This is a genomic window from Octadecabacter algicola, from assembly GCF_021532625.1.
Lineage (GTDB): Bacteria > Pseudomonadota > Alphaproteobacteria > Rhodobacterales > Rhodobacteraceae > Octadecabacter > Octadecabacter algicola.
The window spans coordinates 340,917-353,188 of the sequence record NZ_JAKGAR010000002.1; the positions used below are offsets into that span (position 1 = coordinate 340,917).

General features: G+C 55.7%; 13 protein-coding genes. 4 read left to right on the top strand and 9 right to left on the bottom strand.

The window, feature by feature from the left end:
- Positions 1 to 45: 45 nt before the first annotated feature.
- Together L0666_RS08455 and L0666_RS08460 are read left to right on the top strand one after the other, a co-directional pair.
- The gene (locus tag L0666_RS08455; RefSeq protein WP_235260337.1) at positions 46 to 630 is read left to right on the top strand and encodes a uracil-DNA glycosylase family protein; all 585 of its coding nucleotides are present in this window, start codon (positions 46 to 48) and stop codon (positions 628 to 630) included.
- The gene (locus L0666_RS08460; RefSeq protein WP_235260339.1) at positions 623 to 1,429 is read left to right on the top strand and encodes an SseB family protein; all 807 of its coding nucleotides are present in this window, start codon (positions 623 to 625) and stop codon (positions 1,427 to 1,429) included. Before L0666_RS08455 ends, L0666_RS08460 begins: the two co-directional genes overlap by 8 nt.
- Here the strand turns inward: L0666_RS08460 and L0666_RS08465 are convergent, their stop codons facing one another.
- The 8 genes from L0666_RS08465 to L0666_RS08500 form a co-directional block, all read right to left on the bottom strand.
- A complete protein-coding gene (locus L0666_RS08465; RefSeq protein WP_235260341.1) occupies positions 1,430 to 2,356 on the bottom strand; it encodes a 2-hydroxyacid dehydrogenase in 927 nt (308 codons plus the stop codon).
- Complete coding sequence (gene rodA / locus L0666_RS08470) at positions 2,353 to 3,492, bottom strand: rod shape-determining protein RodA (RefSeq protein WP_235260345.1); 1,140 nt, start codon at positions 3,490 to 3,492, stop codon at positions 2,353 to 2,355. The genes L0666_RS08465 and rodA overlap by 4 nt, the downstream gene beginning before the upstream one ends.
- Positions 3,492 to 5,456, bottom strand: coding sequence for a penicillin-binding protein 2 (mrdA, locus tag L0666_RS08475; RefSeq protein WP_235260352.1), 1,965 nt, complete (start codon positions 5,454 to 5,456; stop codon positions 3,492 to 3,494). The genes rodA and mrdA overlap by 1 nt, the downstream gene beginning before the upstream one ends.
- The gene (locus tag L0666_RS08480) at positions 5,453 to 6,085 is read right to left on the bottom strand and encodes a hypothetical protein (RefSeq protein WP_235260353.1); all 633 of its coding nucleotides are present in this window, start codon (positions 6,083 to 6,085) and stop codon (positions 5,453 to 5,455) included. Before L0666_RS08480 ends, mrdA begins: the two co-directional genes overlap by 4 nt.
- Positions 6,078 to 7,001 (bottom strand): rod shape-determining protein MreC, encoded by a 924-nt coding sequence (gene mreC / locus L0666_RS08485; protein WP_235260354.1) that lies wholly within the window; start codon positions 6,999 to 7,001, stop codon positions 6,078 to 6,080. The genes L0666_RS08480 and mreC overlap by 8 nt, the downstream gene beginning before the upstream one ends.
- Positions 7,002 to 7,018: 17 nt before the next feature.
- Positions 7,019 to 8,056 (bottom strand): rod shape-determining protein, encoded by a 1,038-nt coding sequence (locus L0666_RS08490; protein ID WP_235260360.1) that lies wholly within the window; start codon positions 8,054 to 8,056, stop codon positions 7,019 to 7,021.
- 113 nt (positions 8,057 to 8,169) lie between these two features.
- Positions 8,170 to 8,763, bottom strand: coding sequence for a hypothetical protein (locus tag L0666_RS08495; protein WP_235260361.1), 594 nt, complete (start codon positions 8,761 to 8,763; stop codon positions 8,170 to 8,172).
- Positions 8,764 to 8,765: 2 nt separating this feature from the next.
- On the bottom strand, positions 8,766 to 10,325 hold the full coding sequence (locus tag L0666_RS08500; RefSeq protein WP_235260365.1) for a 2-isopropylmalate synthase: 1,560 nt from the start codon (positions 10,323 to 10,325) through the stop codon (positions 8,766 to 8,768).
- 219 nt (positions 10,326 to 10,544) lie between these two features.
- Between L0666_RS08500 and L0666_RS08505 the strand changes: the two genes are divergently transcribed.
- Both L0666_RS08505 and L0666_RS08510 read left to right on the top strand, forming a co-directional pair.
- Entirely contained in the window at positions 10,545 to 11,204 is a 660-nt protein-coding gene (locus L0666_RS08505; RefSeq protein WP_235260367.1) for an SDR family NAD(P)-dependent oxidoreductase, read from the top strand.
- 56 nt (positions 11,205 to 11,260) lie between these two features.
- Positions 11,261 to 11,656: a GNAT family N-acetyltransferase gene (locus L0666_RS08510; RefSeq protein WP_235261409.1), complete on the top strand. Its 396-nt coding sequence runs from the start codon at positions 11,261 to 11,263 to the stop codon at positions 11,654 to 11,656.
- A 4-nt stretch (positions 11,657 to 11,660) separates the two neighbouring features.
- On the opposite strand, the gene L0666_RS08515 is transcribed toward L0666_RS08510, so the two are convergent.
- Positions 11,661 to 12,263: a hypothetical protein gene (locus tag L0666_RS08515; RefSeq protein ID WP_235260368.1), complete on the bottom strand. Its 603-nt coding sequence runs from the start codon at positions 12,261 to 12,263 to the stop codon at positions 11,661 to 11,663.
- Positions 12,264 to 12,272 lie beyond the last annotated feature (9 nt).

Sequence of the window (12,272 nt, forward strand, 5' to 3'; positions counted from 1 at the left end):
GTGTACGTCACTAGTGTTCGACAGATTTTAACTTAGATTTGTCGCATGGGACTTAGGGATGACATTAGCGCATGTCGTATTTGCGAGGCGCGATTTGCGGCAACACAAACGCAACACGACCCGCGTCCAGTGGCGTGGTTTGCCCCAAGCGCGCGCATCTTGATCGCTGGCCAAGCGCCGGGGATGAAGGTTTATAACAGCGGCAAGCCGTTCACCGATCCGTCTGGTGATCGTTTGCGGGACTGGTTGGGGCTTGATGACGCCGCGTTTTATGACCTAACCCGCGTTGCCATTGTTCCTATGGCGTTCTGTTTTCCAGGGTATGACGCGAAGGGATCTGACTTGCCGCCGCCAAAGATATGCGGGGAGACGTGGCATGATCGTGTGATGGAGAGTTTGCCTAACGTTCGGTTGCGCGTCTTGGTCGGGGCAGCGGCGCATCGCTATCATTTGGGAGCAAAAACGAGTGTTACGGATACTGTGAAGGCTTGGCGCGATCATTCGCCCGACAGCTTTGCCTTGCCACACCCGTCTTGGCGCAATACCGCATGGTTGAAGAAAAACGCGTGGTTCGGGGACGAGGTTTTGCCCGCCCTACGCACCCGCGTAAAAGAGGTTCTGAATGACTAACGAGACAGAGATCGACGTAACTGACATTGATCAGGCACATGCTGCGATGACGGCGAATGAAGAAGACGACATCGCGCGGTTGCGGTTTTATGAACGCCTGTCCGAGACAGAGCTGTTCATGCTTCTAGAGGACGAAGCCGAAGGCGATCAGGTGACGCCCGCCTTGTTTGAGGTTGAGGACCAATCGTTCGTTTTGATTTTTGACCGCGAAGCTCGCATGTCAGAGTTTTACGGCAAGGTCATCGCGCCTTACGCGGCTTTGTCTGGGCGCGGTATGGCGCAGATGTTGCAGGGCCAACGCATTGGCATGGCGTTGAACATGGGCGTTGCACCGTCAGCGATGTTGATCCCAGCGGAGGCCGTGGATTGGCTGGCGCAAACCTTGGGCAGCGATGCCCAAGAAGTTGAAGGGCAAATCACAGAACTAACAGCGCCGAAAGGCTTACCAGAAACGTTGCTTGAAGCGTTGGACCGGAAATTAGCCACTGCCGCAGGGTTGGCGGTTGAGGCATATCTTTGCGGCGTCACCTACGACGGTGGCGGGCGTGGGCATATGTTGGCGTTTGTCGGGACGGTCGAAGGCGCTGAGGCCGCTTTGACGGCTGCGGTGAACGAAGCGCTGGTGTTTTCAGGTATTGATGCGGGGATGTTGGATGTCGCGCATCTTGAAGGTGGCGATCCGGTGTCCGAACGTGTTGCAAAGGTCGGTTTGCGGTTTGATTTGCCGACTCCGCAGATGCCAAGCCAACCTGGGGCAAACCCAGGAATGGACCCAAGCAAGCCGCCTAAGTTGAACTAGTTAGTAGCCGCGGCTGCGATCAACGAGGTGCAAGAACGCCTCGCCAGCTTCGCCGCGGCGAATGTTTTCTGCGATGCAATTGGCCGCCGTCTTCGGGCGGGTTGTGGATGCAATATGTGGCGTCACCGTGACCTGCGGGTGTGCCCAGAACACATGATTTTTGGGCAGAGGTTCTGTGCGGAAAACGTCCAATGTGGCATGGGCTATGTTCGTTCCAAGAGCCGCGATTAAGGCGTCATCATCAATCAGAGGCCCTCGGCCCGGATTGATGACAAAGGCACCCTTTGCCAGCAAAGTAAGTGTTTCGGCGTTGATAATATTCGTTGTGGCGTCGGTGAGCGGCAGCAACAGGATTAAGATTTCTGCGTCGGTAAGCGCGCGGTGAAAGCCGTCTTCGCCAGAGTGGCAGGTGACTCCGTCGACCGCTTTTTGAGATCGACTCCAGCCTGAAACAGGAAAACCCAAGTCTCGAAGAGCCTTGGCGCAAGCAACCCCCAATTCACCAAGGCCAAGGATCGTAACAGGGCGATCAGCGGCCAAGGGCGGATAGTCGGTACGCCAGATGCCGTCTTGTCCGTTGATATGGTGATCAAGCCCCATGTGGTGGCGCATCGTGTGGGCAACGACCCATTCGACCATACCGTCAGTCAGGCCTTTGTCGACCATCCGTGCCAGCGGTTGGGTCAATGTTGGATTAGGGGCGATATCTTCGACGCCCGCCCAAAGGTTCAACACGGCTTTGCAACGGGTAAAAGGTGCGAAGTCTTGAACAGGACCATTGGGGGCGGCGATGATGTAATCAACTGTTTCGGGTGGATGGTCGCGCGAAAGATCTACCTTAAGGCCGAATTTCTTGAACGCCGGTGGCAAAGCCTCAGAATAGTCAGGCCAAGCAGCGTCGTTTGCGGAGAAGAGCGCGTTGATCATCGTGGCTTATGCACGTGCGCGGATTGCACAAGACCAAAAGCCACCATCAACACCAACATCGCCGACCCCCCATAGCTGACCAGCGGTAGTGGCACGCCCACAACCGGTGCTAGTCCCATGACCATCGCCATGTTGACGGCGAAGAACAGAAAGAACGTAACGGCGACGCCCATGGTGATCAAAGACGCAAAGCGATCCTTGTTGGTGACAGCAGATTGCACACAGAAGATGATAATCAACGTATAAAGGATCAACAGGCCGAACGCCCCGACAAAGCCAAATTCTTCAGCCAATGTAGTAAAGATAAAGTCGGTGTGTTTTTCCGGCAGAAAGTTCAGGCGGCTTTGGGTGCCTTGCATGAACCCGCGCCCCGTCCAACCGCCAGAGCCGAGCGCGATCTTCGCTTGGGTGATGTGATAGCCCGCGCCCAAGGGGTCTTGGGTTGGGTCCAAAAACGTATCGATGCGGCGGTATTGGTAGTCTTTCAGCACCTGCCAACCAGTTCCCCGCGATTGGAAAACCGCAACGACCAAGCCAAACACCCCTGCGATCACGGTGGCAAAATAGGCCCAATGGACACCAGCAAGAAACATGATCGCGCCCCCGCCAGCGACCATAAGCATCGTGGTACCAAGGTCGGGTTGGCTCAGCACAAGGTAAGCTGGGGCGGCGATGAACAGCAATGGAACAAAGATCCAGACGGGTTTGCTCACTTTGTTCAGGGGTAACCAGTCATAATAAGCGGCCAGCAACATGATCAGCGTGATTTTCATCATCTCCGAGGGCTGAAAATCCATGAACCTAAGGTCAAGCCACCGCTGGGAGCCGTTGCGTTCGACCCCGATGAAATCAACTAAAATGAGCAAGATCAGCGCGACGGCATAGCCAACCACCGCCATATTGCGCCAGAACCAGATCGGGACAATGGCCATCGAAATCATGATTGCGATGCCAAGCCCAAACCGCTGTACTTGTGGCGTCACCCAAGGTGTCATTGATCCGCCTGCGACCGAGTAAAGCATCAAGAAGCCAAAGCCCGACACGGCTGTGATCAAAAAGACCACAGGCCAGTTCAGGTGTAAGAGCTTTCTGAACCCAGAGGGGACGTATTTTACCTGATACTCAAGATAGCTCATCAGGTTTCTTCCGTGTCGCGGCCGGGTTGGATGTCGCGGATCATGCTGTCCAACCGACGTTGCTGTTCGGCTACCTGGCCACGAACGGCAGACGGATAAGCCGACAATGGCGGGGTGCCGTCGTACAAGGCCTGAAGCAAGATATCACGCGCGATTGGCGCTGCGGCGGTGGACCCGCCTCCGCCATGTTCCACAACTACTGCGACTGCGTATTTCGGGTTTTCAGCAGGTGCGAAGGCCACATAAAGCGCGTGGTCGCGTGCTTCCCACGGAAGGTCCGCGTTTCGCGTGATGACGTTACCGTTTTCATCCCGCGCAATGGCACGAACTTGGCTGGTTCCGGTCTTACCGGCCATCTTAAATTCTTCGACGGCAATTCGGGCGCGATAGGCGGTGCCTCGTGAATTGTTCGAGACGTCATACATCGCACGGCGAACGCGGCGCAGGTTGTTTTCATTGATGCCTAGGCTTTCGCCTGCGCCAGAGGGTTGTTCCACACCGTCAATTGATCGAACAAGACGAGGGGACACAGCACGCCCAGTAGCGATACGTGCGGACATCACGGCCAATTGTAGGGGCGACGTCGCCACATAGCCCTGACCGATTGACGCGTTCACCGTATCGCCAACACGCCAGTCTTCGCCGCGGGTTTCGCGTTTCCATGCTTTGTCCGGCATGATGCCGGACCTAATCGCAGACATAGGTAGGTCATGACGTTCGCCAAGGCCAAGCTTGCGGCCCATGGCCGCAATTTTATCTATGCCGACACGCTGGGCGATATCGTAGTAATAGACGTCGCAGGACTGTTTCAGGCTTTCGTTCAGGTTCATGTTGCCATGACCTGACCGTTTCCAGCAGTGGAAACGCACATCAAATACATCCGCGTGGCCGACGCAGCGCACGGTGTCTTCTGCTTCTACAACGCCATCTTCCAAAGCGGCTAGCGCCGTTACCATCTTGAAGGTAGATCCCGGAGGGTAGGTACCCTGCACGGTTTTCGCCGCAAGAGGGCGGCGGTGCAGTTTGGGGTCGACCTCACGTTCGTTAAGTTCATTCCAGAGCGTTGTAGAAATCCCCTGGACAAAGACGTTGGGGTCATACGTTGGCGCCGATGCAATACCCCTGATGTCACCGTTCGTGACATCCATGACGATCGCCGCTGCGGAATCACCGTCCAGCCGTGCTTGCATGTAGTTTTGCAGCTTTGCGTCGACCGTGAGCTGAATGTCGGCTCCGGGAATGCCTTCGACGCGATCGAGTTCGCGCATAACACGTCCAGCGGCGTTGACCTCGACCCGTTTCGTGCCAGCCGATCCGCGCAATTCCTGTTCAAGGCGGTTTTCGACCATCGTCTTACCGATCTGGAAACGGGGAATTTGTAATAGGGGGTCTTGGTCTTCGATGCGGCTCAGGTCGTAGTCACTAACGGGGCCGACATATCCGACGACATGAGCCAGATCAGCCCCCTGCGGGTAGATACGACTGCGGCCCAATTCAGCTACGACACCTGGCAACGCGGGCGCGTTGACGGTCACGCGCGCGACGTCTTCCCATGTCATCCGCTCGGCAACCGTGACAGGCACAAACGGGGACCGTGCCTTGAGCTCTTCGCGTGCCTTTTCGAGCCGCTCAGGGTCTAGCGCGATCAGTCGTCCAAGGCGGGCAAGAATTTCATCGACGTCACCTGCACCTTCACGGGTCATCGTAACGGTGTAGTGCTGCTCATTATCCGCAATTACCACCCCGTTGACATCATAGATTAGGCCGCGGGCTGGGGGGATTAGGCCGATGTTGATACGGTTTTCTTCTGCAAGCATGCGAAACGTGTCGGCTTGTTCGACCTGCATTGACCCCATTCGGGCGCCCAAAATACCAATGATCCCCAGTTGCGCCGTGCCAAGCAGCATCGCACGTCGCGAAAGGCGACGGTTGCTGTCTTCGGTTTCCTTGGGCCCGCGTTTCATATCCTGTGTCCTAGTTCGTCCACTTGACCCGGAGCTGGTCGGCTAACGCCAAATAGGATGTAGGAGAGAAAAACAACCAGCGGGTAGGCCAGTATATTAAGACTCAATTGTAGCAATCCCAACCCTAACGATGCATCGGAAACCAAAACCATCGATAATGTGAACCAATAGATGCCAGAGATTACGGCAATTCCAGTGCTGACGGTTGCCCATTCCAACCAGAATGGCATCGTACGCAGGTGGCGCGCTCGGCCCCGCAGTATCTCTGTAAGGATGATAACCAAGGCCGTCCAAAGCCCCGGCGGGCGTTGAAACAACATGTCCGCCAGAAAGAAGATCGCAGCGATAACGAAAACAGGAGCAAAAGACGGGCGGCGCGAAACCCACGTGACAGTGAGCAACAACAAGAAACTTGGGGTGATCCAACGTTTTGGATCAGCAAAGGTTTCAAATTCTATCGGCGAAGATGGGGTGGCGCCACGTTGTTCGATTGGCCAAAGCGACGTTCCCCCTAAACCGGGTGGGACTGTTTCCAACGGAATGAGTTGGCAAAAGATGAGGAATAAGCCGAGAAAGGCGAAAGTTATTCGACCAATCCATTTGCGACGGTTGAGCGTATTGTCAGCCATCCGAACCATCGCCTGAGCCGTCGTCCGCCTCTGTATCCTCAGTTGAAACAGGCGCGAAAAGGGGCGCAAGAAGTGAGCCGGCTTCTTCGATGCGGGCGGCAGGCTGGCTGCGCAAGACACGAAGGAATTCTAAACGTTCCAAATCTGCAGACAATCGTGTGCGCAAACGACCATCAGTCCCACGCGCAAGTTGTCCAACGGGCAAGTCGGCAGGGAAAACACCGCCATCGCCAGATGTTACGACGCGATCACCCGGTTTCACGAGGTCGGTGTCTTCGATGAACTGTAAAAGTGGGTTAATCGTGTTGTCACCTGACAGAATTGCCCGCTGTCCGGATGGTTGGATCGTAACCGGAATCTGGCTTGAGGTGTCGGTAACAAGGATCACGCGCGAAGTTTGTTCGCCAACGCCGGAAATCCGCCCGACGAGGCCAATCCCATCCATGGCAGGCCAGCCATCAAGGATACCGTCGCGGGATCCGACGTTCAGCAGGACTGATTGCCGGTAGGGCGATCCGGAATCCGCCATCACAACACCTGTAATCCGCGTTAGCTGGGGATCAAGCTGGACATTGATAAGCTCACGGAGGCGCGCGTTCTCTTGGTCTAGCTGGATTGCAGCCTCGCGCCAGCTTTTCATGTCCTGAAGCTCGCGGCGAAGATCGACGTTTTGCTGGGCAAGGCGTTGATAGGATTGGAAGTCTGACAGTAAATTTGCAATGCCAGTCACAGGTGCCATGGCCCAATCGAAACTGGGGACCACGGCGTCAATCACCATCATCCGAAACCGTTCAACGCGTGGGTTGTCGATGCGCCAGATCAGGAACGTGCCCAGAAGGAACAGGACCAAAACACCGACCAGCAAGCGCCGGACGGGATTAACATAGTCTTCCTTCTGCTGTCGGTCCCGTGCCAATAACGCGGCCCCCTAGATCAGCTGTCGTAGTCGATAACATGGCGCAACTGGGTCTCGTATTCCAGTGCCTTACCGGTTCCAAGCGCGACGCAGTTCAGGCTTTCATCGGCGACCGAAATCGCAAGGCCCGTTTGTTCGCGCAAGGCCAAGTCAAGTTCGCCCAGCAGCGCGCCGCCACCTGTCAACATCACGCCGCGGTCGACAATGTCTGCCGCCAAATCGGGTGGAGTAGCTTCAAGTGCTGTCATGACCGCTTCGCAGATTTGCTGAACGGGTTCAGCAAGCGCTTCGGCGACTTGGGCTTGGGAAATTTCGGTTTCCTTGGGCACGCCGTTCAAAAGGTCGCGGCCACGGATGTGCATGGACTGACCGCGGCCATCATCGGGCATACGGGCTGTACCAATGGATGTCTTGATGCGTTCGGCGGTTGCTTCACCGATCAACAGGTTATGCTGACGACGCAGGTAGGAAATAATGGCTTCATCCATGCGATCACCGCCGACGCGCACGGAGCGCGCGTAAACGATATCGCCAAGCGAAAGTACCGCCACTTCGGTCGTACCACCGCCGATGTCGACAACCATGTTGCCTGTCGGATCCGTGATCGGCATGCCCGCACCAATGGCGGCAGCAATCGGTTCTGCGATCAAGCCGGCACGGCGGGCACCAGCTGAGAGAACGGATTGGCGAATAGCGCGTTTTTCAACGGGCGTCGCACCGTGGGGAACACAGACGATGATTTTCGGCTTTGAGAACGTCGAACGTTTGTGAACTTTGCGGATGAAGTGTTTGATCATTTCTTCGGCGGTGTCGAAATCGGCAATCACACCTTCGCGCATGGGGCGAATAGCCTCGATTGACCCGGGTGTTCGGCCAAGCATCAGCTTGGCGTCTTCGCCGACGGCCAGCACTTTTTTGATGCCGTCTTTCATATGGTACGCGACAACGGACGGTTCAGACAGAACCACGCCTTTGCCTTTTACGTAGACCAGCGTGTTCGCGGTTCCGAGGTCGATCGCCATATCGGACGAAAAGAGGTTGCCTAAGCCAAACATAGAGATGCCGTTCCCATAGTAATATCGCCCGCGACTCCCCTAAGAGTACGGACCCTCGCGCTTATAGGGCGGGGCGGTGTTGGTGGGAAGGGGGGTTGCGTGAAGGCTGCGCGTTATTCCGCCACGATTTCATCAAAGAAGACGCCATTTAAGGGCGCGCCGTCGGGGCCAAGCCGGATCGAGCTAAGAACTAAACCAAGGTCAGGGGCATAGGACTTTTCAAATCGCAGTGGTGCAGACCCATCCAAAGCCAAGCTTTCGTCAATTCGCCAGACGTCATAGGCGCACGCGCCGATCTGGGCTTCGCCAAAGCCGATAATGCGGGCAGAATAAGCGCCTTGGTTGATAGTCTCACCATCTGACACAAGGGAAACGGTTGTGGACCACTCGCGCAAAGATGGGAGAGAGTTCAGCGCAGTCGTGTCGTCGGTATAGAGCAATGCAAGAGTGCCATTTGCGCCGATCCTTTGTGTGACCGTTAGTGGGTGTTCGTAAAGCGAAGACGTCGATTCGGGAGCGGCTCCGCGTTGCGAAACGCGCGCCTCGGCGAGGCCAACGGGTGTTTGGGTTTGGACTACGGAAAAGAACGGGTCAAAACGTGTCAGTCGAATTCCGGTTTCAAGATCTGCGTTTGTTGGGCAGGTTTCGGCGCCTGCGGCGAGCGGGGTGGCCGCAGCGACAAGCGCTGCGGCAAAGATGCTTCGCATCTTCATTCTCCTGCGTCGGTGTAGCGAATTTCCGGTGTGTCAGATCCAGCGGCGACCTTGTCGCGCCGTACCAGTAAGCGGTTGAGTGCGTTGATGTAGGCTTTGGCAGATGCAGCGACTGTGTCGGTGTCAGCGGATTGACCGGTGGCAATACGGCCTTCTTCTTCCATGCGAACGGATACGGTCGCTTGCGCGTCAGTGCCTTCTGTCACGGCGTGCACCTGATAAAGCTGCAACCGAGCGCCGTGTGGGAACAGAGCTTTCACAGCATTGAAAGTCGCATCAACGGGGCCATCGCCTGTGGCAGATGTACTGTGATCTTTGCCATCAATTTCGAGAACCATGTCGGCCTTTTGCGGGCCGTTCATGCCACATACGACAGTCAGGTCCTTCAGTTTTAGACGGTCGTCTTCGGTTTCGTTCTGACGGATCAAGGCGATCAGGTCGTCGTCGAAGACTTCCTTTTTGCGGTCCGCCAAATCCTTAAAGCGCACGAAAACGTCTTTCAGTTCGTTGTCGCCCATTTCGTAGCCGAGCTTTTCCAGCTTATCGCGCAGCGCTGCGCGGCCAGAGTGTTTGCCCAGCGGCAGGGATGTGCCGCTCAGGCCGACATCTTCGGGTTTCATCACCTCGAAAGTTTCGCGGTTCTTCAACATGCCGTCTTGGTGAATGCCTGATTCATGGGCAAAGGCGTTCTTGCCAACGATGGCTTTGTTGAACTGCACAGGGAAGCCAGAAACCGTCGCGACGCGGCGCGAGATGTTCATGATCTTGGTTGTGTCGATCTTGGTATTAAATGGCATGATGTCTTTGCGGACTTTCATCGCCATGACGACTTCTTCGAGCGCAGTGTTACCTGCGCGTTCGCCCAAGCCATTGATTGTGCATTCAATTTGGCGCGCGCCACCCGCGACAGCGGCCAGCGAGTTCGCGGTCGCCATGCCAAGGTCATTGTGACAATGGGTCGAGAAGATCACAGTCTCTGCGTTGTCCACTTCGGCGATCAGGCGTTTGATCAGGTCAGCGGATTCGACAGGTTCGGTGTAGCCTACGGTGTCAGGGATGTTGATCGTCGTCGCACCCGCTTTGATTGCGATATCAACTGTGCGTTTCAGGAAATCCCACTCGGTGCGGGTCGCGTCCATGGAGGACCATTGAACGTTGTCACACAGATTGCGAGCATGGGTGACGCATTCGTGAATGCGTTCCGCCATTTCATCCATGGTCAGGTTCGGGATTGCGCGGTGCAGCGGGGACGTGCCGATAAACGTATGAATACGCGGGGATTTCGCGTGTTTTACCGCTTCCCAGCAGCGGTCGATGTCTTTGAGGTTGGCACGAGACAGCCCGCAGATAGTTGACCCGTCGGCGCGTTTCGCGATTTCGGATACCGCGTTGAAGTCGCCCTCAGAGGCAATCGGGAAGCCCGCTTCGATGATGTCGACACCCATGTCGTCCAGCATTTCGGCGATTTCCAGTTTCTCGTCGTGAGTCATTGTCGCGCCTGGGGATTGCTCGCCGTCGCGCAGAGTCGTGTCAAAGATCAGAACTTGATCGGTCATTTTGGTATTTCCTTGTTTTCCTTAGTGTTTCTTGGCGCGATCAATCCCCTGAGCGGTCGCGCCGAAGGGCACGCTCAGAGGCGACTAAGGAGGAGGCCGAGGAGCGGCCGGATATATGCGATCTGCATCATGGGTGCGACTATACTCACAGGATTTCGTTTTGGAAGGGGGTGGTGCAAATTATATGGACGCAGGCTGTGACTGCCTTAAGCTGGATGAATGAAGAAAGCACTGGTCATTGGCGCGTCAGGCGGAGTTGGGAACGCTTTGGCGCTAGAACTGCAGTCACGCGGATTTGCGGTGACTGGCGTATCGCGATCTGGCGATGGGTTGGATGTAACGAATAAGGATTCGGTTGAACGCGTCTTGGGCGGGCTTGAGGGGCCATTTGATGCGGTATTCGTGGCTATTGGAACGTTGGCCGCAGGGGGCGCCCCCGAAAAGGCGCTTGGCGCGATTGATCCGGCGCGGATGCTGGATATCTACGCTGTGAACGCCGTTGGGCCTGCTCTGGTCCTGGCGCAGCTGGAACGGTTGTTGCCCCAAGATCGCGCCAGTTTCGTCGGGGTTTTGTCTGCGCGGGTTGGTTCAATTGGCGATAACAAAATCGGTGGGTGGCATTCCTATCGCGCGTCCAAGGCGGCGTTGAACCAGATTGTTAGGGGGTCGGCGATTGAACTTGGTCGCAAGCGGCGCAGTGCTGTTGTTGTCGCCCTTCATCCAGGCACGGTCGCCACCGAATTTACCCGCGACTACCCAGCCCACAAAAAGGTGTCAGCCAAAGATGCGGCAGCTGATCTATGTGACGTGATGGAGGGGTTAGAACCCTCACAGTCGGGTCAGTTTTTCGCCTATGATGGTGTGGAGATCGAGTGGTGAGCGATGTGCGACGTCTAAGTGCGGATGACCCTGCTTTGCCCCAAGCGCTTGATGTTATGCGCGCCGCGTTTGCTGGGATGAACGGGCGGATCAATCCGCCATCGTCATTAGAACGCATGACTGTTGATGATCTTCGTAATCCCGCGTCAGAGGTTTGGGTCCTTGGTCATCCAGTTGTGGGCACTGTAGTTCTGACGCCAAAACCTCGAGTGTTGTACGTTGGTAAGCTGGCGGTGGCGGGCAAGCGGCGCGGGGTTGGGCGGATGTTGATGACAGTGGCCGAAGATCGAGCGCGCGCTTTGGGGTTGGAATGGCTCGAGCTGCAAAGCCGAGTAGAACTGGTGGAGGTCCACGCGGTGTTCAAGGCACTAGGGTTTGTAGAGGTAATGCGCACGACCCATGAGGGCTTCAAGCAGCCCACGAGTATTACGTTTCGGAAAGCTGTTGGGTGACGTCTTATTGGTTCGTTGTGATAGGTTTCATTCCTGCGGCTCGAAACAGCTGTAAGAGACGCCCAATTTCTGTTCCTGCTAGGGTTCTGGACGGGTCGGCATTTAACTCAGTTACCATTGATTCAAATGACAAAAGCCATACTGGGTTTCCCGCTAAAGCGGCTTGAAATCTCGGATACGTTTCCCAACTTTCTTTATCGCCCCTGATTCTCGTGACCGCAGTCGCGTAAATGAACTGTCGAGTTCCAGTTGCGGCTTCAATTGTATCAATGAAGGCTTCCGTCCATTTTGGTACCATCAATTCCCGGAAAGCTTGCCAAGCTTTTCTCCCCCCAACTGTTTTATCGTTTTCGAGTTCAGAGATCTTTGTCGCTACCCTAAAGCCAGATTGCCAACTCTTGCAGCTTACTGCTACGACTCGATCTGATCCGGTCTTATTGGGATTATAACCAAGGACATCAATGTCGCTGTGGTTGGAGTCTTTCTGGGTATCATGGTCTGGATGGTCTGTTCGTGGGCGAAATTTGATATTGTGGCGAACAAAATAACCGCGGCTGAGTAAGAATTCTCCCACGACTTGCTCAAGGATGTCTTCTTTTGTTGCCATTAGACGGTA

What these genes read in the sequence shown, in the direction of transcription:
- L0666_RS08455 (WP_235260337.1), top strand. Translation starts at nt 46, where the DNA reads ATGGGACTTAGGGATGACATTAGCGCATGTCGTATTTGCGAGGCGCGA.
- L0666_RS08460 (WP_235260339.1), top strand. Translation starts at nt 623, where the DNA reads ATGACTAACGAGACAGAGATCGACGTAACTGACATTGATCAGGCACAT.
- L0666_RS08465 (WP_235260341.1), bottom strand. Translation starts at nt 2,356, where the DNA reads ATGATCAACGCGCTCTTCTCCGCAAACGACGCTGCTTGGCCTGACTAT.
- rodA (WP_235260345.1), bottom strand. Translation starts at nt 3,492, where the DNA reads ATGAGCTATCTTGAGTATCAGGTAAAATACGTCCCCTCTGGGTTCAGA.
- mrdA (WP_235260352.1), bottom strand. Translation starts at nt 5,456, where the DNA reads ATGAAACGCGGGCCCAAGGAAACCGAAGACAGCAACCGTCGCCTTTCG.
- L0666_RS08480 (WP_235260353.1), bottom strand. Translation starts at nt 6,085, where the DNA reads ATGGCTGACAATACGCTCAACCGTCGCAAATGGATTGGTCGAATAACT.
- L0666_RS08490 (WP_235260360.1), bottom strand. Translation starts at nt 8,056, where the DNA reads ATGTTTGGCTTAGGCAACCTCTTTTCGTCCGATATGGCGATCGACCTC.
- L0666_RS08495 (WP_235260361.1), bottom strand. Translation starts at nt 8,763, where the DNA reads ATGCGAAGCATCTTTGCCGCAGCGCTTGTCGCTGCGGCCACCCCGCTC.
- L0666_RS08500 (WP_235260365.1), bottom strand. Translation starts at nt 10,325, where the DNA reads ATGACCGATCAAGTTCTGATCTTTGACACGACTCTGCGCGACGGCGAG.
- L0666_RS08505 (WP_235260367.1), top strand. Translation starts at nt 10,545, where the DNA reads ATGAAGAAAGCACTGGTCATTGGCGCGTCAGGCGGAGTTGGGAACGCT.
- L0666_RS08510 (WP_235261409.1), top strand. Translation starts at nt 11,261, where the DNA reads ATGCGCGCCGCGTTTGCTGGGATGAACGGGCGGATCAATCCGCCATCG.
- L0666_RS08515 (WP_235260368.1), bottom strand. Translation starts at nt 12,263, where the DNA reads ATGGCAACAAAAGAAGACATCCTTGAGCAAGTCGTGGGAGAATTCTTA.